Source organism: Helicobacter ailurogastricus, from assembly GCF_001282945.1.
In the GTDB taxonomy this organism is placed as follows: domain Bacteria; phylum Campylobacterota; class Campylobacteria; order Campylobacterales; family Helicobacteraceae; genus Helicobacter; species Helicobacter ailurogastricus.
In genome coordinates this window covers 395,770-416,328 of sequence record NZ_CDMG01000002.1, presented here as the reverse complement: position 1 = coordinate 416,328, position 20,559 = coordinate 395,770, and the positions used below count along the sequence as shown (strand labels likewise).

Genomic DNA, 20,559 nt, shown 5'->3' with positions numbered 1-20,559 from the left:
CTAATTGCTTACAAATTTACCCAACTCTAGGGCCAAATATTTCCCCGTAAAGCTCCCCGTTTTGGCGTGGTTTTTAGCTAGAGTGGCGGGGTTACCTGTGGCGACAATTTGCCCGCCCCCCTCTCCGCCCTCTGGTCCCATATCGATGATGTAATCTGCGTTCTTAATGATGTCTAAATTGTGCTCGATCACGATCATAGAATTGCCCAACGCCACCAACGAGTGCAAGACATTTAAGAGTAATTGTATGTCCTCAAAGTGTAGCCCCGTGGTCGGCTCGTCTAAGATATATAAAGTCTTGCCCGTGTCCTTGCGGCTCAACTCTTTGGCTAATTTAATGCGTTGCGCCTCCCCCCCGCTTAAAGTCGTGGCGTTTTGGCCCAGCGTGATGTAGCCTAGCCCCACGGCGTTTAAAGTCTGCAATTTGGCGGCGATTTTGGGGATTTTGGCAAAAAACTCCAAAGCCTCCTCCACGCTCATGCGCAACACGTCGGCGATGGATTTATCCTTGATTTTCACGGCTAGAGTCTGCTCGTTGTACTTGCTGCCCTTACAACTGCCACACTGCACCAACACATCCGGCAAGAAATGCATTTCAATTTTAATTTCCCCCTCCCCGTGGCACTTCTCACACCGCCCCCCCCGCACATTGAAGCTAAAACGGCTTGCGCTGTATCCTAGCATTTTCGCATCCTTGCTTTGGGCAAAGAGCTCTCTAATGTCGTCCATCACCCCCGTATAAGTGGCCGGGTTGCTCCTTGGGGTTTTGCCTATGGGGGCTTGATCTAAATAAATCACCTTGTCTAAATGCTCCAAACCTTGCACAACCGCACCTCCCCCCCCGCTTTTTTTGGCGTGGTTTAGCTTTTCTTGGGCGATGGGTAAAAGAGTTTGTAAAATCAGAGAGCTTTTACCACTCCCACTCACCCCCGTCACGCACACAAATTGCCCCAAGGGGATTTTCACTTGCAAGTTTTTAATGTTGTGGATAAAAACACCTTTTAATTGCAAACAGGGGGAGTTTTTGGGCGGATTTAATTTGGCCCTTGTGATGTTCTTAATGCCTTGTAAATACAACGCCGTGGGGTGTGAGCTTTGCAAGAGTTTAGCGATGCTCCCGCTAAAGACCACCTGCCCCCCGTGCTTGCCCGCTTTAGGGCCAATATCCACGATAAAATCCGCCTGCTTGATCGTTTCTTTGTCGTGCTCGACCACGATTAAGGTGTTGCCCTTTTGTTGTAAATTCTTGAGGGTTCTTATGAGTTTGGCCGTGTCGCGCTCGTGTAATCCAATGCTAGGCTCATCCAACACATACAACACCCCTGTTAAACCGCTGCCAATTTGGCTGGCAATCCTGATACGCTGAGATTCGCCCCCGCTTAGGGTGCGTGCGTCCCGTCCCAAAGTGAGATAGCCCAAGCCCACATCCACTAAAAAAAACACCCGCTCGCTGATTTCTTTTAAAATCGGGGCGGCGATGCGCTGCTCTTGCGGGCTCAAATACGCAAAATGGGCCTTGTCTTTAAAAAACGCATGCACAGCGTTGATGGGCATGTCTAATAAATGAGCGATGCCAAGATTTGCCACCCGCACCGCCAAGGATTTTGGGTTGAGGCGCTGGCCCTTGCAACTCGGGCATGGCTTTTCGCTCATATACTGGTTAAGATCGCGCGTGTCTTTAAAAATATCATAGGCAATTTGGATCACACCCCTCCAAGGGCGTTTTAACTCACTCTGCCGCCACGAAAAGCAAATTTCTGTCCCATTGCCATAGAGCAAAGCCTCTTGCTGGATCGTGCTTAAGTCCTTAAAGCACACATTAGGATCGATCTGATGGGCGGCACAAAAGCCCTCAAAGAGCGCGCCGTAATAGTTATGATTCCAAAAAAACGCCTTTTTAATGTGGTTGGTGGGCGCGTTAGGATCTAGGATTTTTTGGGCATCTAGACTCACCTTTGCCCCAAGCCCGGCGCACTCAGGGCAAGCCCCCTTGGGGGAGTTAAAAGAAAAACTCAAGGGTTCTAAAGGCTCAAAGCTCACTTTACAAGCAAAGCAGGCCAAATGTTCGCTGTAATGGCGGATTTGGTTTGTTTCTAAATCCATCACTTCCGCCCTCCCATAGCTTTCAGATAGGGCCCGCTCGAGCGCGCTAGATAGGCGGGCTTGGTTGTCTGCACTCACTTCAAGGCGATCGGCCACGGCTTTAATGCTGTGTTTTTTATTCTTGGCAAGCTCTAAGGGCTCATCAAGGCGGGCCAAAACCCCGTCAATTTGCGCGCGCACAAAGCCCTTTTGGCGCAAGCCTTGCAAAATGTCGTTAAAATGCCCCTTTTTATTATCCACAAGAGGGGCTAAAATGAGGACTTTACGCCCCGCGTACTCTTGCAAGACTTGGGCGATGATGTCGCTAGCTTGCATGGAGGCAATGGGTGCGCCGCACAAGTGGCAGTGTTGCCTCCCCACTCTTGCAAAGAGTAGGCGCAAATAATCGTAAATCTCTGTGGTCGTGCCCACCGTGGAGCGGGGGTTTTTGGAAGTGGTTTTTTGATCAATGGCAATGGCCGGGATGAGCCCCTCGATTTTATCCACCGCGGGTTTTCCCACCTTGTCTAAAAATTGTCTGGCGTAGCTAGAGAGCGACTCCAAATAGCGCCGCTGCCCCTCGGCATAGAGCGTGTCAAAGGCTAGAGTGGATTTGCCCGAGCCACTAAGCCCTGTAAAAACGATGAATCGGTTTTTGGGGATTTCAAGGTCAATGTTCTTTAAATTATTCTCTTTTGCGCCGTGGATTTTAATGCTGTCTGGCAAATGCAACTCTTTTTGGTTAAAATAGCGGGCTATTATACTTAAATTCTAGAGGGGGCATGCAATAAAAAAATATAAAATTCTTGTTTTATGAGATTAAACATGCTATGATTGCGGTCTAATTTCACTTTTTATGATGAACTTTAAAGGATTGTGATGAGAAAGTTTTTACTGGGTGTTCCTCTAGCTTTTGGAGTTATGGGGAGTTTAGCAGCCGAAGAGAATGGGGTTTTTATCGGGGCAGATTACCAAATCGGGCAGGGCAGGATGAATACCAACCTGTATAACACAGTCGCCCCCAATGGCACATCATACCCTCCCGGGACATGGCATTACAATGACAATGGTGTTGTGTCGCCAAATACAAACTGGCAGGGGACAGACATTAGTTGGCATGGTAAATATGGCAATGGGGCAATGAATGGCTTTGGCGTGCTTGTCGGGCAGAAGTTTTTCTTTAAGATTCCCCATGCAAAGACCAAATGGCTGGGCGTGCGCTACTACGGCTTTTTAGACTACGGCTTTAGCGACTTGGGGCCACAATTAAGCCTCGTGGGCTATGACCAAAATGTCCGCTTAAGCATGGTTGCTTATGGGATCGGCGCAGACATCATGGGCAACTTCATTGACCGCAAGAATGCGAGCGTGGGCGTGTTTGGGGGCTTTGCCATCGGGGGCAACGCGTGGCAAGTCAATGCCGCCACCTTACACGCTTGGAAAGCCGCCCTTTTAGCCGCAGACCCCAGCGCTAACCTTTCAGGCTTGCCCCACCACGGCAACTTCAATGTGTGGTTAAACTTTGGCTTTAGGACAAACCTTTTCAAACACAATGGTTTGGAGCTGGGCGTGAAATTGCCCATGTTGGTTAATCCTTTCTTCCCCTCTAAGAGTGCGAACACAGGGGGGTATTATTACAGCTTGAAACGCGATTACTCTGTGTATGTGCGCTACCTCTACACTTTCTAGGCTAGCTTAGGGGGTCTTTGTAAAATCTTAATCGAGGTGGTGAAAAGCACCCCCTCAATGATCGCTGCCAACAAAAACGCATAATAAGTTTCCTCATTGATCGCCCCCACCCTTAGCCCCACGCTGGCGGTGGTTACGAGAAAAGTTAGGGGCATGGACGCGCTCATGGCAAACATGGCCGTGTTTTTCACACTTTTTAACTCCCCCTTGAAGACAACAAAGCTGCTAAAAAGGTGCAAGCTTGCCATGCAGGCGGCGACTAGGCCGGCGTGCGTGAGAAATTGCGGGTGGGTTAAAATCAAGCGCAAATCCAAAGTCGAGCCGACATGGATAAAAAACAGGGGGACAAAAAAACCAAAGCCGATGTCATTGAGCTTGTTAAAAAGTTCGTGCTTGTGGGGAAAAAAGGTCGAAATGAGCGTGCCAGCCAAAAACGCCCCCAAAACGAGCTCTAACTTCAGCCACGCCACAATCCCCACCAAGAGAAAAAAGAGCATGAGCGCAAAGCGCATGTCTTGATTTGCCTCGTTGCTTGGCATGATGAAAGCCTTTAATTTAGGAAACCACCAAAACAACACCCTAAAGGTGCGCACCAAGCGGGCGGTGATGAGCAAAAAGGCGAGCAAAATCCCCAAAGTCTTGAGTAAATCCGCCCCCAAGCCGTGTAGGTAAATCCCATCCACGACCACGAGTAAAATGATGCTGGTAAGCTCGCCTAGCACCCCCACTTTGAGCACAAGAGCCAACCACGGCTTGTCCTTGCCATAGTCGCGCACTAAGGTCATGATCATCCCCAAACTCACAATAGGCAAAGCGATGATGTAGAGGGCGGGCAGGTGCGCGCTTAGAGTGATCGTGCTAGATAGGGCATAGAGAATCCCAAAGTAGCCTAAGATTTTTTTTAATAAGCGGTGCTCCATCTGTTTAAAGACATACAAATCCACTTCCATGCCACACAGAAACATTAAAAACAAAAACCCCACTTCCGCCATCTCTCTAAAGCTCTCGTTAGGCTTTAAAAGCCCAAAATAGACCCCCAAAGTGCCTAGCAAAATCTCTAGCACCGCTACGGGCATTTTTAAAACCCGACTCGCATAGGGAGCCAAAACGATTAAGGGCGTGATCGTCACTAAAATGAATAAATCATGCATGGGCGCACAACTTTAGGGCTTTTAAAACGGCTTGTGGGTAAAGCCGATGCTCTAGAGCATGTACCCTTTTGGTGTAATTCTCTAGGCTTTCTAGGGGGTTTAGGTTTAAACGCTCTTGTAAAATCAACGCCCCGCTATCAAGTTCCTCGCTCACCCAATGCACGCTCACGCCTAACCCGCTTTGGCTATAAAAGCTGCGCTCCAGCGCCCTTGCCCCCTTGTGGTGGGGCAAAAAGGCGGGGTGGATGTTGATGGCTTTGTGGTGGGCTAGAAATTTGGGGCTTAAGATTTTATTATAGCCCGCACAGAGCAGTAGATCACACCCCTTAAAAGCGGTGATGAAGTCATCTTGCGTGCCGACCAAGTAAGGCATTTTAAGACTCACGCAACGCCTAAGCCCGTTTGCCTTTGGATTGTTTGTGGCGCACAGCACCACTTCTAGCCTTGTGGGGCTGTCTTGTCGTGAATAGACCTTGTGGTGTAACTTTTGGATGAGATTTTGCATGTTTGAGCCCTCGCCACTAAATAAAATGCCTAATTTTAAAGAGTGCATGGCGGGCATGTTAGCATGTTTTCTTAAGGGGGCAAAAACCCCCTTTTTGCTATACTAGGGGTTTATCTTGCAACTGGAGTTTTAATGCCGTCTAAAAAACACACTTTCCAAACGGAGATCAACCAACTTTTGGATTTGATGATCCACTCGCTTTATTCTCATAAAGAAATCTTTTTAAGAGAGCTCATCTCCAACGCCTCCGATGCCCTAGACAAGCTAAACTACATGGTCATCAGCGATGAGGCCTACAAATCCCTAGAGTTTCGCCCCCAAATCAACTTGAGCTTTAATGAAAAAGCCAAGAGCTTGACGATCGCGGATAATGGCATTGGCATGAGCGAAGAAGAGCTCATCTCTAATCTAGGCACGATCGCTAAGTCTGGCACGAAAAGCTTTTTGGCTAATTTAAGCGGGGATCAAAAGAAAGACAACGCACTCATCGGGCAATTTGGCGTGGGTTTTTACTCCAGCTTTATGGTCGCCAATAAAGTCGTGGTGCAGAGCAAAAAGGCCCTAAGCGAAGAGGCTTTTGCGTGGGTGAGCGATGGCAAAGGCTCTTATGAGATCAGCCCTTGCGTGAAAGAGGGTTTTGGCACAGAGATCACTTTATACCTAAAAGATGAAGAGGCGCAATTTGCCAACCGCTGGGAGATCGAGCACATCGTGAAAAAATACTCCGAGCACATCCCCTTTCCCATTTTCTTAAGCTACACTGAAACTAAAAGCGAGGGCGAGGGCGCAGACAAAAAAGAAGTTACAGAAGAGAAATGCACCCAAATCAACAGCGCCAAAGCCCTTTGGCGCATGCCTAAAAATGAACTCAAAGACGAGGACTACAAAGAATTTTATAAAAGTTTTGCCCACGACAACAACGCCCCTTTAGCGTGGATACACAACAAAGCCGAGGGGGTGTTGGAGTACAACACGCTTTTTTATATCCCCAGTGTCGCTCCCTTTGACATGTTTCGCGTGGATTACCAATCGGGCGTGAAACTCTATGTCAAGCGGGTTTTCATCACCGACAACGATAAAGAGCTTTTGCCCCAGTATTTGCGTTTCGTGCGGGGCATCATCGACAGCGAGGATTTGCCCTTAAATGTGAGCCGCGAGATTTTGCAACAAAACAAAATCTTAGCCAACATCAAAAGCGCCTCCACAAAGAAAATCCTAGCCGAGATTGAGAAACTAAGCCAAGATGAAAAAACCTACGAGAAATTTTACACACAATTTGGGCGGGTCTTAAAAGAGGGCCTACACAGCGATTTTGAAAACAAAGATAAGATTTTAGACTTATTGCGCTTTGTAAGCAACAAAAGCGAAAAACCCCTATCGCTCAAAGAGTATAAAGCTGGCATGCCCGCCGAGCAAAAGAGCATTTACTACATGGTGGGCGAAAGCCAAGACTTGCTCAAAGCGTCCCCCATTTTAGAAAAATACGCCCAAAAGGGCTTTGATGTGCTCTTAATGGGCGATGAGGTCGATGCCTTTGTGATGCCCGGGGTGAGTGAGTATGATAAAACCCCTTTGAAAGACGCGGCCAGCAGCGAAACCTTAAAAGAGCTAGGGCTAGCTGAGGTTAGCGAAGCGGAAAAAGAGGAATTTAAGGGCGTGCTAGAGGCGTTTAAAGAAGCCTTAAAAGATGAAGTCAAAGAGGTCGCCCTGTCTAAAGATTTGCACTCAGCGGTCGCGCTTGTGGGCGATGAACAAAACGCTATGATGGCAAATTTAATGCGCCAAATGGGCCAAAGTGTGCAAGAGCAGCCCAAAACTTTAGAGCTCAATATCGGGCATGCCATTATCCAAAAGCTTAAGGGCGTGGAGGATCGCACCCTTTTGGCCGATGTGGCGCACCTACTTTTTGACAGCGCGAAACTCTTAGAAAACGGGGCGTTGAAAAACGCCAAAGCCTTTAACGATCGGCTCAGTGCCACGATTTTACGCGCCTTTTAATGCGCCTTGCCCCCCTGCTTTTGTGCTTGCCCTTAATGGGTGAGCCCCTTTACATCGCTAGTGACATAGGCAACAAAGAGGGGTTTTTAGACTTTCTCAAGCTAGCAATCCAACAAGACACCGGGGTTGATGTTATTTTCTTGCCCCTAAAAAAAACCAAGCACCTTTGCCAAGTGTCCGCTTTTTTAATCTCTAAGGGCGCGCTACACACCCGCCACTTTTTAAAGGGCAAAAAGGGTGTCGCTCTTTTTCAAGAAAATTTTACGCTCTTGGGCGACAAATCCCTAGCCCCGCTTTTTGCGGGCAAAAACCCTCAGGCGGTGTTGCAAGAATTAGCCAAGCCCGCCCTAGCCAAACACTTAAAATTCATGCGCACCAACTTAAGCCCCCACAGGCCCCACGATTTAATCTTAATGAGCCAAAGGCTGTATGCGCAAAAAGCGCAAAATTTAAGCGTGCTTTACACCCCCTTGAAACTACGCTATTTGTGGCTCAACCCCTGCCACTCTCAAAGCGCGCAACCCGTATTCAAGTGGTTGCAAACCCACCAAGGGATTTTCACGGATTTTAGAGTCAATTACCAAAACATCTTCACCCCAATAGAGGACAACAAGCATGATTGATGTGATTGTTTTAGATTTTGGGAGTCAATACACCCAGCTTGTCGCCCGCCGTTTGCGTGAAGCGGGCGTTTATACTGAGATTTACCCCTACCACACGCCCACTGAAACTCTATTAGCAAAAAACCCAAAGGGCATTATTTTAAGCGGGGGGCCGGCAAGCGTGTATGCTAAAGACGCTTACAGATGCGATCCTGCGCTTTTTAACGCCAACTTGCCCTTGCTTGGCATTTGCTATGGCATGCAACTTTTAGTGGATACCTTTGGGGGGGCGGTGGTGGCGGCCAAAGCCCAAGAATTTGGCAAGGCACATTTAGAGCTGTTAGAGCCACACCCCCTATTAGAGGGCGTTGAGGATTTAAGCGTGGTGTGGATGAGCCATGCCGATCGGGTGGAGAGCCTGCCCTCTGAGTTCATCGCTTTGGCTAGGAGCGCTAACGCCCCTTTTTGTGCCATAGCGCACGCCACAAAACCCCTTTTTGGCCTGCAATTCCACCCCGAGGTCGTGCATAGCGCACAGGGGGCACAAATCTTAAAAAACTTTGCACTTGAGATTTGCGGGTGCCGCCCGTCATGGGACATGCAAGCTTTCGCCACGCAAGAGATCGCCAAGATTCAACAAAAGGTCGGCACGGATCGGATTTTGTGCGCGGTGAGTGGGGGCGTGGATTCAAGCGTGGTGGCAAGCTTGTGCTATAAAGCGGTGGGGGCGCAAACCGAAGTGGTCTTTGTGGATCACGGGCTTTTGCGCTTGGGCGAAAAAGAGCAGGTCATCCAGATGTTTGAAACCCTAAACATCCCTTTGCATGTGATAGACGCTTCTAGCTTGTTCTTAAACAGGCTTAAGGGGGTGAGCGCACCTGAAGTGAAGCGTAAAATCATCGGCAACACTTTTATAGAAGTTTTTGAGCAAAAAGCAAAAGAGCTAGAGCAAGGGGGCAAGATCAAATACCTGGCACAAGGGACTTTATACCCCGATGTGATCGAGTCTGTGAGTGTCAAAGGCCCTTCTAAAGTGATTAAGTCGCACCACAATGTGGGCGGGTTGCCTGAAAAAATGGACTTTGTGCTGTTAGAGCCTTTAAGGGAGTTGTTTAAAGATGAGGTGAGGGCTTTGGGGGCACAACTGGGCTTGCCAGCAAACATGCTAAAGCGCCACCCCTTTCCCGGTCCGGGCTTGGCGATTCGCATTTTAGGAGCTATCGATTACGATAGTCTAGAAATCGTACGCCGTGCTGATGCCATTTTTATCCAAGCCCTGCACGATGCCAAGCTTTACGATTCTGTGTGGCAGGCGTTTTGCGTGTTACTTAATGTGCGCTCTGTGGGGGTGATGGGGGATAACCGCACCTACGACAACACCCTAGCCTTGCGGGCGGTTTGTGCCAGCGATGGGATGAGCGCGCACTTTGCGCCCTTACCTTTTGACTTTTTAGAGAGCGTGGCTAACCAAATCATCAACAAAGTGAAGGGGATCAATCGGGTGGTTTATGACATCACTTCTAAGCCCCCGGGGACGATTGAGTGGGAGTAGCCCTAAAAGGGGTGTATGCGATCAGCGATGAGGAGCTGACCCCCTATGATAAATTGCCTCATATGCTGGAGCTGGCGATTAGGGGCGGGGTTAGCCTTTTTCAATTAAGGGATAAAACCCACAGCGACACAGAGTTATTGAGTCTTGCCCAAGATTTAGCCCGCTTGTGCGCTAAAAATCATGTGGGCTTTATCATCAACGACCGCCTAGAGTTGGCCCTAAAATGCCACGCCTTTGGGTTGCACTTAGGCCAAGAGGACATGCCCTTAAAAGAGGCGCGCAAACGCTTTAAGGGGGTGATTGGGGTGTCGTGCTATGGCGATGTAAAAAGGGCAAAAGAAGCGCAAGACTTAGGGGCTGATTATGTGGCTTTTGGGGCGTGTTTTGCCTCCAGCACAAAGCCTAGTGCGCGCACCATTTCCAAAGAAGTCTTTATACAAGCTAGGGCGCATTTAAGCCTGCCCCTTTGCGCCATAGGTGGGCTAAACCCGCACAATCTAGCCACTCTGCCCTCCCTTGACTTGTGCGCTGTGATCTCTAGTCTATGGCTAGGCGACATCACCCAAAACGCCAGAGATTTAAAAGAAGCGCTGCGCCTTAAGTTTTAAGCTAAATGTTCTGCGCTTGCCCCCATTTACGCTCTTGGCTGTGCCATTGCCCTCTTGAAAATGGCGTTTAAGCAGGCTAGGCGTTTTTGACTTATTGCACTAAAATCTTACAAACGCGACTTGTTTTTCTCTAGCACCTTAAAAGTGCTCAAGACATGCTCTAAATGCTTTGGCTCAAGTCCGTAGATTTTTGCCGCAATGATTAGGTCTAATTTGGCGCGCTTGAGCGCGAGCTCTTGGGAGTCTTTAGGGATGAGGGGGCTGGCACTCAAACCTGCAAAAGCCCCGTCTGTTGCTCTGCATGCACTGCCTCAACGATGGGGGCAAAGTGGCCTTAGCAGTCGTGGTGCCACCCTAGGGCACTCTTAGAAACTTGCAAGTAAGGGGGGTTTTGCAAGATTTCTTTTAGACTAGGCTGGGGCATGGGCAACTGGAGCAAATAGATTTTAGAGATGAGGCTACCCCGCCATATTTGCTAAAGCTTGGGCGCAGATTTTAAAAACCCAAGCAAAAGGGGCAACACCTCCTGATAAAATTTTAGTACAACAACTTTGTTTGCACGCCATAGAGCAAGCGGTCAAATAAATACCGGTGGTCGGTGCTAAAATTGTATTGTGCATGCACAAGTTGGCGGAGGCGATCAAACACCGCACTATCCACGAGCAAGACCGTGAAGGTTTTGTCGTAACGGGCTAAGGGGACGATGGTTTTTTCTTTATAAACCTGTGTGCTGTCTATGGCCTTGTCAATGCTAAGAAGCAAGACATTTTTAAGGTGTTCGGACTTGAGGTGGTGCGCACTCAAGGTTTGGCTTAGGTTGTTGTAAAGGGAAAAGGTGAGTTGCCGTCTAGCGTTAAAATACGCGCTCTCTCGTGCATCTTCGGGGGTTTTTGCCTGATCATCGCTCACCCCATAGCCCACTAAGAAACGCCCGCCTTTTTGCACCACTGAAATGGTCTTGGGTTTAGATTGTAGTTGCGGTTGCGGTTGCGGTTTAGATTGTGGCTGTGGTTGTGATTTAGATTGCGGTTGTGGTTGTGGTTTGTGTTGGGCTTGAGGCTTTGGGGCGGGCTGTTTTGGGGGAGTTTTAAGCTTGGTGTCTAACGCGTTCATTTTGCGCTCATCTGTGGTGACAGCACTTTTAAGCTGCTCAATTTGTTGCTCTAGCGCGCGAGTCTCTTTGGCTTGCTCTTTGGCTTGCTTACTGGGTTTTTCTTTTTTTTGTGGTGGAGGGGTGGTGTCGGGGTCCGCGCTTTGGTAAACACTGCAACCGAAAAACACAGACCCACACAGCATCCCCGCTAAAATCGCTTTCTTTGACAAAATAGCCCCTTGACTTTAAAATAAATAGGCATTATAGCACAGAATAAAACATGCTAGAATAGGGTTTATTTTTAAAGGAGTTTTTATGGGAAACAAACAAGCAGAGACCAAAGATTTAGAACACAGATGGGATTTAAGCGCACTTTTTAAAGACCAAGAATCCCTAGATCGACATTTAAGCGCGTGGGATGGAAAAGTGGCGGATTTTGAGAAAAAACACGCCGGGACTTTTGCTAGTGTAGAGCCTGAAGACTTTGGCGGTGTTTTGGCAGAGTATGAAACTTTAAGCGAGGGCATTTCTCGGGCCATGAGTTATGTCTTTTTGATTTTCTCAGTGGATGCCAAAAGGAGCGACCTTTACGCCAAATACCAACTTCTATGCGCCGACATGGGCAAGCATTTACTCTTTGTAGAAAACGAATTTTGCGCCCTAGAGAGCGAAAAACAAGAGGCGTTGATTGCCGCCACGCCCAAATACGCCTATTATTTGCGCCTGCTTTTGCGCCAAAAGCCTCATATGTTGAGCCTGCCTGAAGAAAAGGTGCTCTTGGCTACTTGTGGCGTGGGCGTGGAGGCGTTTTCTAACTTGTTCGATCAAGTCATCACCTCTTTAAAAATGCCCTTCCAAAACAAAATGTTGAGCGAAGAGGAGATTTTATCCGAGCTGCACAACCCCGATCGCAAGCTACGCAAACAGGCCCAAAAAACCTTGACAAAGTCTTTAAAAAAACAGGAGCTGGTGCTGACCTATGTGTTAAACATGGTGCGTAAGGACTTACACATTGACACCAAATTAAGGAATTACGAAAAGCCCGAAACCTTTAGGCATTTATCAAACCAAATCCCACAAGCCAGCGTAGATAGCATGATCGAGATTGTAGAAGAGCATTATCCCCTAGTGCATCGCTACTACAAAAGCAAGGCAAAAATCCTAGGGCATAAACTTAAAGATCACGACCGCTATGCCCCCATTGAGTCTAAAGAAGCCCCTTTAAGCTACAAGGAGGCTTTGGATTTGGTTTGCAAAGCTTACCAAGAGTTTTCGCCCAAGTTTTACGAGATTGTCAAAAAGGGCATTGAAGAGGGTTGGGTCGATTCACACCCTAGGGCGGACAAAAGGGGCGGGGCATTTAGCGATAGCACCGTGCCTAGCGCGCACCCCTTTGTGCTCTTAAACTTTACGGGCAACCGCCGTTCAGCTTTCACCATCGCGCATGAGTTTGGGCATATGATCCACCAAACTTTGAGTCGCCAAGTGGGCTATTTAAACACCAACACCCCCTTAACCACGAGCGAAACCGCCTCTGTCTTTGGCGAAATGCTTTTATTTGAAAACCTCAAAAAAGACCTAGACAAGAAAGAGCTTAGAGGCATTTATGCGGGCAAATTAGAGGACATTTTTTCGACCATGTTTAGGCAAGTGGTGATGACAAATTTTGAAAGGCGCATCCACCAATGTGGGGAGCATTTTGAAGAGCTAAAAACCAAGGACTTTGACAAGATTTGGCAAGAGGAAAACGCCAAAATGTTTGGCAAAAGTTTAAAGCTTAGTAAGAATTACGCCCGCTGGTGGAGCTACATCCCCCACTTCATCCACTCGCCCTTTTACTGCTACTCCTACAGCTACGGGCAATTATTGGTGTTGGCACTCTTTGGACTGTACCGCTCTAAAGGAAGTGCAAGCGAGAAACAAGACTTTGTAGAAACTTACACGACCTTTTTAAGCAAGGGCGGCAGCCAAAGCCCCGAGGAATTGGTGGGCATGTTTGGCCTAAACATCGCCGATAAAGAGTTTTGGAAAATCGGCATGCACGAAGTGGAGAAAATGCTAAACGAATTTGAGGACTTGCTTTGATGGACACTTTGCAAAGATACAAGGCGATGAGCGACCAACATTGTTTGGATTGCCTGCATTTTTTGCACGAAACCCGCACGCATTTTAGCATCTTTTGCTCTCTAGCACAGGTGTATTTTGACCCCCCTCTGCCTGAGGAGCAACGCGCCGACTTTGGCAGTTTTGTACTCTTTGTGCTGGCGGGCTACACCTTTGAAAGCCTAAAAATTTATCCAGAGCTCTCTCACATCAGCTTTGAGGCGGGGCTGGGCGATAATTTTGAAACCACGGTAAAAATCGCCCTTGAGGGAATTGTGCAAATCATCGTCAAAGACAAAAACGACTCTAATGTCGTGCTGTTTAACCGCTGCGATCCGCACAGCATTTTTGCCGACAGCGCCGCCGAGGCCCTACAAAGCTCGAAGGACGCGATTTTGTCCGACCCTAGAAATCAAGAAGTCATCGCCACTTTACAGAAAGAACCTTAAATGAGCCTACTCACCTTAAAAATCCGTGTTTTTAAATTTGACCCCAAATTCGATTACAACCCCGCCTATGTGCTTTATTGTGTGGGCTACAACCCCAATGGGCGTTTAAAGGAAGTGCTAGAGAGCATCCCTAATTTAGCCTACGACTCCCTGCACTTGGGGCTAAAGATCAACCAAATCGCCGTGTTTGAGGATTTAGAGTTGAGCGCGCTCATCGCACGCTTTGGCAAAGAGTGGGTGCTCGAGCCTTTAGCTATCCCTTATGCCCGCCAAGATTTGCTTTTAAATGAAGAGGCACTGCTCGAGCCTTACGCAAACTTCTTTAAAAGCGCGCCCTTTTTGACTGAAGAGGAAAAAGCTGAACTTGCCCGCTACACCAACATCAACACCTTAACGCCCAAACAGCACGAGGGCTACTTTGGGGACGGCTTTTTTTTATACGCGAAGTGGCTGATGGAGCGCTACCCGCACAGAAGCCCCGAGATTTTACAAAGCATCGCTGACAAGGCGCATGGCGTGATGTATTTTGTGAGCTTGAAAGAGCGCATATTCCCTAAAAACGATGCACTGGACATGGAGATTTACAGCCTGCAACAAATGCTCATCAATGGCTCAAAGTGCCCGCTTGCTAGCAACCCATGGACTGGTTTAGGCAACATCACCTACAATTTCAGCAAGCCAGACACGCAAAAAACAGCCCCCTATCTGCTCTACACGGCCTATGCGCAAAGCTTTAATCCCGCTTCGCTTTTACAAAGCACCCGCCTTTTATTGCAAAAACTCCAATTAGACTTTTTAGAGTTGCCTTGTTGCTTTGATGGAGGGTATTGGGGGCGTTTGGGCGATTTAGAAAAGTTTCTTACAGCCAATGCCTATAACTTGAGTCTAGCGCACAAGATCGGGGGAGTGTTGCTGTGCGCCGATGAGGATGCTTACAGCAACGCCAACTACGCCAAGCAGGTTTTAGACAACGAGCCCAGCCTTCAAGAGCGCGTTAATAAAAACCTAGAGCCCTATGGCTTAAGATACACCCCGCAAGCTAAGGCCCTCTATTTAAACGACTTGTTGGAGCAAAAGCTTTTAAAGCTAGAGCCTAAAACCCCCTTGACAAATTTTAGTGCCGTGTTGTTTTCGGCGAATGGGGAGGACTTGGGCTTGTTTAAGTGGTTAGATTTACAGGTGCAAAGCCCGCTTTTTGCTAGAGAATCCTACGCCCATTTATTAGATGTCGATCGCTCTATGGCCTTAAAAGAGTCTGCGCGTATCCGCTATGAGGGCATCGATTTGGGCGTGGATTTTTTAATCACCGGCGCACTTAGCCAATTTTATCTATTCGACACTTTAGCCAAACAAGCGTCCAATCTTTACCAAAGGGATCACGACAGCACGAGTACATTATTTGCATCCCAAGTGGTGTTGTTGGCTTTGGGCGAGAGGGATTTAAAGGCTTTGGGCCTAGACACACATAAAAATGCCTTTAACTTCTTATAAAGGGTGTGCTTGAAAGCGGGGCTAAAAATCCTATTTGCGATCGCGTTGGGCCTTGCTTGGTACATTGTCAATGGCGAAACTTCCGGAGATTTAGCCCTCATGATTTTCTTTTTTGTGGCGTTCTTGCTACTCATCAAACCTATATCCTTTCAGCCCCCCGAAAAAAGGGAGGACTACATCCAACAACTCAAAAGGAGCTACGAGCGTAAAATGGATTTACAGAAAAAAGAGAAAGAAGAAAAGCGGCGCTTAAATCAAGCCGCCACGGAGCGGGACTATAAAAAACGCGACAGCAACACGAGTTTGATTTAATGTTAGAGGTGGTGTTAATTTTGGGAGTGGTGGTGGTGTTGGTGTATTTGTACTACACCTTGCAAGAATATCTAAAAAATCCGCTCAAAAGCCCGGTTGAGATCAAAACGCAAGAGTTTAGCCCAGCTGAAACCTATGTCTTGCCCACACCCCTAGACGCGCTTAAAAGCAGCGAGGCGGGGCTTTTTGCTGCCTTAATGGGCGTGTTTAGCAAGCACATCAAAGAAACCCCCTTAAGCCAAGCCCTAAGCGCAGCGTTTTTAAAAGACTTGAGCCAATCGCACAATAAAGATTTAGACCTGCTCACAGACATTTACAAAGGGGCCAATGAACCCCTAGAGTCGCTGTGCAATGAGCTTACCAGTTTAGCACACGGAGAGTATAAAAAACGGGTGAAGTGGGTCGAATTGCTTTTTGTGCTGGCTTACAGCGATGGAGCTTTGGGGGACGCAGAGAAAGAGGCTTTATTAGACATCGGGGCGTTTCTGGGGCTAGAAAATGCGGATTTTAACCAACTTTACGAAGGCTTTGAAAATTTGAGCTTTAGTCCTTTGGAGAGCCTAGAAATAACAGACTTGGAGAGTTTTAAGGCCAAAGTGCAAGAAAAGCACTTGAATTTGTTTGACCCCAAGAAATGGAATAAAAGCTACTTGCCAGATTGTATGCTAGAGTTGTGGCAACTTCTTAGAAATCCGCAAAGTGAGAATTGAACATTCTAAAATAGCTTTGTAAACAAAAAGAAAACATGTTAGAATATCCCTTTATTTTTTATGAAGGGAGAGATGGCGGTGAAGAAAACCTTAGTTTGGTGCGCCCTAGCATGTAGTGGCGTGGAGGGGCTAGAGTTTGGCGAAATGGGGAACACCAGCTTTGGCATGGGGGGGGCGGGCGTGGCCCTTGAAAACTCCGCCTGGGGGCTGTATTACAACCCCGCCTTGCTAGACATGGACGATCGCACTAAATTGGGCTACAGCTTTGGCATGGGGGTGCGCGATAAAAATATCTTGCCTTTAGCCTCCAGTGCTTTGCAGGGCTTTAGCCTAGATGATGTCAGCCAAATGGCAAGCCAACTTCCTGTATCGGACATACAAAAGTTTTTAAACGGGGGGAGCATCAGCGTGGATGCCAACCAAAGTCCAGAAGCGAGGACACTTGTGAATGTGGGCAATGCCTTAAAAGACTTTTTGGGGTTAAACGGCTTGCATCTCAATTCTCAAAATGGCATCGTGGTGCAATTTAGCCCCAAAGTTAAAAAGGTTAAGGGCGGGATTGGGTCGTTTGGGGTGGGGATTTTTGGCAGTCTTTTTGCGGGGGCAAGTGGGGTGGCTGACCCACGCTACAACCAAATCATTTTACCCGTTTCTGTAGGTGGGCACAATATTTACGCAGGCGCACAAATCAACCCCAACAGCATCACTTTCCAACAAAGCACCCAAAGCGCATATTTAAATTCTTCCTTGCTTTCTCCCAACGCCAACAACGCTTTAAGGGTGCAGGCTCTTGGCATAGGCAGTGTGCCGATCGGCTACGCTAAGGGCTTTGACTTAAAAAAGGCGGGGCGAATCTCTGTAGGCGTAACCTTTAGGTATCTATACACCTTGAGTTATGGTTTTGGGGTGAATGGGGGTGGGAGTGCTTTTTTACACAGAGCTGAACAATTGGTGGACAACTTCTCTTTTAGCATGCAAGACATGGTGCGCCAAAGCCACTTTGGGCTGGATTTGGGCGGGGCTTACCGCATTAAGGGCTTTACGGTGGGGCTTGTGGGCAAATACTTAAACGCCCCCAAAATCCGCTACGCTTATCTACCCAGCATGCGAATCGACCCGCAGGTGCGGCTAGGGCTGGGCTATCGCTGGAAATGGCTCAATTTGGCGATGGATTTTGACTTGACTTCCAATAAGATGGTGATGTTAGATAAACGCAGCCAAATGATCGGCGGGGGGGGTGATGTTTAATTGGAAGTGGTTTGGCTTAAAACTGGGGGCCATGGGCAATGTGGCTAAAGAGGGCTTGCACCAAGGCGTGATTTTAACGGGCGGGATACGCCTATTCAAGGTGATCGACATTTCTGTGCAATCGAGTCTGCAAATGGTGGCTTTAGGGGGCGCAGGAGCACAAGGACTGCTAGGCAGCCTTTCTCATCTTAAAATCCCCAATTACCTTGCCATGCGCATAGGCGGGGGTTGGGAGTGGTAGTTTAAAGCCCCTTAACCACTCGCACGGTCGCCTTAGCGATCGCCAGCTCTTCGTTGGTGGGCACTCTTAAAATGGGGAGTTTGCGTGCTTGGCTTAAAAGCGCAATGCCCGGGCGTGGGTTGGCGTTCACTTCTTCATCTAAGAAAACCCCAAAGTTTTCCAGCCCACGACACACAGCTTGACGCAATTTGGCGCTGTTCTCCCCCACGCCGCCCGTGAAAATGATCGCATCTAAAGCCCCGAGCACAAAGGCGTAAGCCCCGACATATTTTTTAATCCGGTGTGCATAAATGTCAAAGGCCAGCTTGGCCCGCTCATCGCCGGCGTTGATGCGTTTTTCGATGGCGCGCATGTCGTTGTCCCCACAAAGCCCCTTAAGTCCGCTTTCGTGATTGAGCATATGCACCACCTCTGCCGTGTCCTTGTTGGTGAGTTGCCCGATATAGCCAAGCAATGCCGGGTCTAAATCGCCCGAGCGCGTGCCCATCACCAGCCCCTCTAGGGGGGTAAGCCCCATCGAGGTTTCTACACTCTTGCCGTCTTTAATGGCGCACACACTCGCCCCATTGCCAAGGTGCAAGGATATGGCGTTGAAGTTACAATAAGGGATGTGTAAAAAGCGGGCGGCTTCCTGCGCCACAAAGTCGTGGGAAGTGCCGTGGAATCCATAACGGCGGAGTTTATGAGTCTCATAAAGCTCATAGGGCAAAGCGTATATAAAGGCGTGGGGGGGGATGGTTTGGTGGTAAGCGGTGTCAAACACGGCGACCTGGGGGAGGTTTGGCACTTGCGCTTGCATGGCCTTGATCCCGGCTAAGTGGGCGGGGTTATGCAAAGGGGCTAAGGGGCACAAGTCTTCTAAATGCCCGATCACCTCTGGCGTGATTAAAGTGGGCTTGATGAATAAATCCCCCCCCTGCACGACTCGATGCCCCACGCCATCGATGTGTTCTAAACTTTTTAAAACCCCCATCACTTGCAATTTTTCTTGCATTTTTAACAGCCCATGGGCGTGGTCGGTGATTTTTAGGGTTTCACTCTGCGAGGCTTTGGTGCTGGTGCTGATGCTGATTTTGCCTTCAGGCTCGCCTATCCGCTCTACAAGGCCTTTAGCCAAAACCATGCGCTTTTCCATGTTAAAAAGCTGAAACTTGATCGATGAGCTGCCTAGATTTAAGACTAAAACACGCATTTACAGCCCCTGCGCCTGGATGGCGGTGATGATGATTGTGTTGATGACATCCTCCACTAAACAGCCCCGGCTCAGGTCATTGACCGGCTTTTTAAGCCCCTGCAACACGGGGCCTATGGCTAGCGTGTGCGCGCAGCGTTGCACCGCCTTATAAGCGATGTTGCCCGCATCCAAGTCGGGAAAAATAAAGACATTGGCATGCCCGGCCACTGGGCTACCCGGCATTTTCTTAGACCCCGTGGCCATGTCCACGCTGGCGTCAAATTGCAAGGGGCCATCTAAGGCCAGTGTGCCATCCATCTCTTTGGCGATCTGCACGGCTTTAGCCACTTGATCCACATCCGGACCCTTGCCTGAAGTGCCGGTGGAGTAAGAGAGCATGGCCACTTTGGGCTCAAACCCAAAGGCTTTGGCGGTTTTGGCAGAAGCTAGGGCGATTTGGGCGAGCTCTGCGCTGTTAGGGTTAGGGTTAATCGCACAATCGCCAAAGACATAGACCTTTGTTTCAAGACACATGAAAAACACACTGGAGACTAAATTATTGCCCGGGGCAAGTTTTATGATTTGTAAAGCCGGGCGCACGGTGTCGGCGGTGGTGTGAGTCGCCCCTGAAACCATCCCATCGGCATGGCCTAAATGGACCAACATGGTGCCAAAGTAAGTGGGGGTTTTTATGAGCTTTTGCGCCTCTTCTAGGCCTAAACCTTTGCTTTTGCGTAGTTCATATAAAGTGTTGGCAAACTCGTCTAGAAGCGGAGAGGTCTTGGGGTCTAAAATTGGCGTGTCCTTTAAATCCAGCCCCAAATCTTTAGCGTCCCTATCAACCTTGTCTTTTTGTCCGAGCAAAATTAACTTTGCTGCTTTTAATTGTAAGATCGCATGCGCTGCCTTTAAAATCCGCGCATCGCCGCTTTCAGGCAAAACAATGGTCTTAAGGTTGCTCTTGGCCCGCTCTAAAATTTGTTGCTGGAAAGCAAGTGGGCTTAAACAAGTGGGCTTTGCACCCTCAAGGGCATTAAAGGCTTCTTTGGCCTGCTCTGGGGGGGTGCTTAAATCTAGGGTTGTGGCTGTGCTTGTCTTGTCTTTGGTGAGAAATAGAGGGCTTAAAATCCCCACTTGTTGCCAATACTTGGTAGCAAAGCCCATCTGTGCCCCCCCATTCTTCAAAACTTGCACCACGACTAAATTTAAGTGTCTTGCCAAATCTTCTTCAAGATTCGAGTAGAGTTTTTGCGATTCTGTGAAGTGGTTTAGGCGATCCTTGAAGGGGCATGCCCCCATCAACACATAATCGTGGGCCGCATGCAAGGGGGCATAAAGATTTAAAATATGCGTAAAAAACGCCTCTTTGTTGGTGAACAACAGCTCACACACCCCATGTTTTAAATCCTTTGTGGGTGCAAACACGCACACACTTTTACCATAATGCTCACAAAGGGCTTGTAAAAACTCCAACGCCTCTTGCTCCAACTCGCTGGGGGCTAAAACCAAAATTCCTTTTGCCATGCTTCTCCTTTGCAAAAGAAGCATTAT

At 48.4% G+C, this 20,559-nt stretch carries 19 protein-coding genes; 12 read left to right on the top strand and 7 right to left on the bottom strand.

What is annotated here, in order from left to right; translation table 11 throughout:
• Nucleotides 1–2,808, bottom strand: coding sequence for an excinuclease ABC subunit UvrA (gene uvrA / locus HAL07_RS02150; protein ID WP_053944919.1), 2,808 nt, complete (start codon nucleotides 2,806–2,808; stop codon nucleotides 1–3).
• 153 nt (nucleotides 2,809–2,961) lie between these two features.
• On the opposite strand from uvrA, the gene HAL07_RS02145 reads away from it, so the two are divergent.
• Nucleotides 2,962–3,771, top strand: coding sequence for an outer membrane protein (locus HAL07_RS02145; RefSeq protein WP_053944918.1), 810 nt, complete (start codon nucleotides 2,962–2,964; stop codon nucleotides 3,769–3,771).
• On the opposite strand, the gene HAL07_RS02140 is transcribed toward HAL07_RS02145, so the two are convergent.
• Together HAL07_RS02140 and HAL07_RS02135 are read right to left on the bottom strand one after the other, a co-directional pair.
• A complete protein-coding gene (locus HAL07_RS02140) occupies nucleotides 3,768–4,922 on the bottom strand; it encodes a cation:proton antiporter (RefSeq protein ID WP_053944917.1) in 1,155 nt (384 codons plus the stop codon). The two genes, HAL07_RS02145 and HAL07_RS02140, sit on opposite strands and share 4 nt — an antisense overlap.
• Nucleotides 4,915–5,484 (bottom strand): formyltransferase family protein, encoded by a 570-nt coding sequence (locus HAL07_RS02135; RefSeq protein ID WP_053944916.1) that lies wholly within the window; start codon nucleotides 5,482–5,484, stop codon nucleotides 4,915–4,917. The genes HAL07_RS02140 and HAL07_RS02135 overlap by 8 nt, the downstream gene beginning before the upstream one ends.
• Nucleotides 5,485–5,559: 75 nt before the next feature.
• On the opposite strand from HAL07_RS02135, the gene htpG reads away from it, so the two are divergent.
• Genes htpG through thiE form a run of 4 tightly spaced genes read left to right on the top strand, consistent with a single transcriptional unit; the run spans nucleotide 5,560 to nucleotide 10,187 of the window.
• On the top strand, nucleotides 5,560–7,425 hold the full coding sequence (gene htpG, locus HAL07_RS02130; RefSeq protein ID WP_053941916.1) for a molecular chaperone HtpG: 1,866 nt from the start codon (nucleotides 5,560–5,562) through the stop codon (nucleotides 7,423–7,425).
• Complete coding sequence (locus tag HAL07_RS02125) at nucleotides 7,425–8,048, top strand: hypothetical protein (protein ID WP_053941915.1); 624 nt, start codon at nucleotides 7,425–7,427, stop codon at nucleotides 8,046–8,048. The genes htpG and HAL07_RS02125 overlap by 1 nt, the downstream gene beginning before the upstream one ends.
• Nucleotides 8,041–9,579: a glutamine-hydrolyzing GMP synthase gene (gene guaA / locus HAL07_RS02120; RefSeq protein ID WP_053944915.1), complete on the top strand. Its 1,539-nt coding sequence runs from the start codon at nucleotides 8,041–8,043 to the stop codon at nucleotides 9,577–9,579. Before HAL07_RS02125 ends, guaA begins: the two co-directional genes overlap by 8 nt.
• Nucleotides 9,570–10,187 carry a thiamine phosphate synthase gene (thiE, locus tag HAL07_RS02115; RefSeq protein ID WP_053944914.1) on the top strand — a complete coding sequence of 206 codons (618 nt, stop codon included), beginning with the start codon at nucleotides 9,570–9,572 and terminating at the stop codon, nucleotides 10,185–10,187. The genes guaA and thiE overlap by 10 nt, the downstream gene beginning before the upstream one ends.
• Nucleotides 10,188–10,294: 107 nt before the next feature.
• On the opposite strand, the gene HAL07_RS07885 is transcribed toward thiE, so the two are convergent.
• Nucleotides 10,295–10,459: a hypothetical protein gene (locus tag HAL07_RS07885; protein WP_156239988.1), complete on the bottom strand. Its 165-nt coding sequence runs from the start codon at nucleotides 10,457–10,459 to the stop codon at nucleotides 10,295–10,297.
• A 265-nt stretch (nucleotides 10,460–10,724) separates the two neighbouring features.
• Entirely contained in the window at nucleotides 10,725–11,510 is a 786-nt protein-coding gene (locus HAL07_RS02110; RefSeq protein WP_238374461.1) for a hypothetical protein, read from the bottom strand.
• A gap of 85 nt (nucleotides 11,511–11,595) precedes the next feature.
• Between HAL07_RS02110 and HAL07_RS02105 the strand changes: the two genes are divergently transcribed.
• From HAL07_RS02105 to HAL07_RS08135, 7 genes are all read left to right on the top strand, one after another.
• Nucleotides 11,596–13,365 (top strand): M3 family oligoendopeptidase, encoded by a 1,770-nt coding sequence (locus tag HAL07_RS02105; RefSeq protein ID WP_053944913.1) that lies wholly within the window; start codon nucleotides 11,596–11,598, stop codon nucleotides 13,363–13,365.
• Nucleotides 13,365–13,832, top strand: a complete 468-nt coding sequence (locus HAL07_RS02100; protein WP_053941911.1) for a hypothetical protein — start codon at nucleotides 13,365–13,367, stop codon at nucleotides 13,830–13,832. Before HAL07_RS02105 ends, HAL07_RS02100 begins: the two co-directional genes overlap by 1 nt.
• Nucleotides 13,833–15,323 carry a DUF5644 domain-containing protein gene (locus HAL07_RS02095; RefSeq protein ID WP_053944912.1) on the top strand — a complete coding sequence of 497 codons (1,491 nt, stop codon included), beginning with the start codon at nucleotides 13,833–13,835 and terminating at the stop codon, nucleotides 15,321–15,323.
• A gap of 9 nt (nucleotides 15,324–15,332) precedes the next feature.
• The gene (locus HAL07_RS02090; RefSeq protein WP_053941909.1) at nucleotides 15,333–15,635 is read left to right on the top strand and encodes a hypothetical protein; all 303 of its coding nucleotides are present in this window, start codon (nucleotides 15,333–15,335) and stop codon (nucleotides 15,633–15,635) included.
• Nucleotides 15,635–16,345, top strand: coding sequence for a TerB family tellurite resistance protein (locus HAL07_RS02085; RefSeq protein ID WP_053944911.1), 711 nt, complete (start codon nucleotides 15,635–15,637; stop codon nucleotides 16,343–16,345). Before HAL07_RS02090 ends, HAL07_RS02085 begins: the two co-directional genes overlap by 1 nt.
• Before the next feature lie 78 nt (nucleotides 16,346–16,423).
• Nucleotides 16,424–17,593: a conjugal transfer protein TraF gene (gene traF, locus HAL07_RS02080; RefSeq protein ID WP_238374460.1), complete on the top strand. Its 1,170-nt coding sequence runs from the start codon at nucleotides 16,424–16,426 to the stop codon at nucleotides 17,591–17,593.
• Entirely contained in the window at nucleotides 17,586–17,834 is a 249-nt protein-coding gene (locus HAL07_RS08135) for a hypothetical protein (protein WP_156295917.1), read from the top strand. The genes traF and HAL07_RS08135 overlap by 8 nt, the downstream gene beginning before the upstream one ends.
• Nucleotide 17,835: 1 nt before the next feature.
• On the opposite strand, the gene HAL07_RS02075 is transcribed toward HAL07_RS08135, so the two are convergent.
• Nucleotides 17,836–19,026: an acetate kinase gene (locus HAL07_RS02075; RefSeq protein ID WP_053944910.1), complete on the bottom strand. Its 1,191-nt coding sequence runs from the start codon at nucleotides 19,024–19,026 to the stop codon at nucleotides 17,836–17,838.
• Complete coding sequence (pta, locus tag HAL07_RS02070; RefSeq protein WP_053944909.1) at nucleotides 19,027–20,532, bottom strand: phosphate acetyltransferase; 1,506 nt, start codon at nucleotides 20,530–20,532, stop codon at nucleotides 19,027–19,029.
• Nucleotides 20,533–20,559 lie beyond the last annotated feature (27 nt).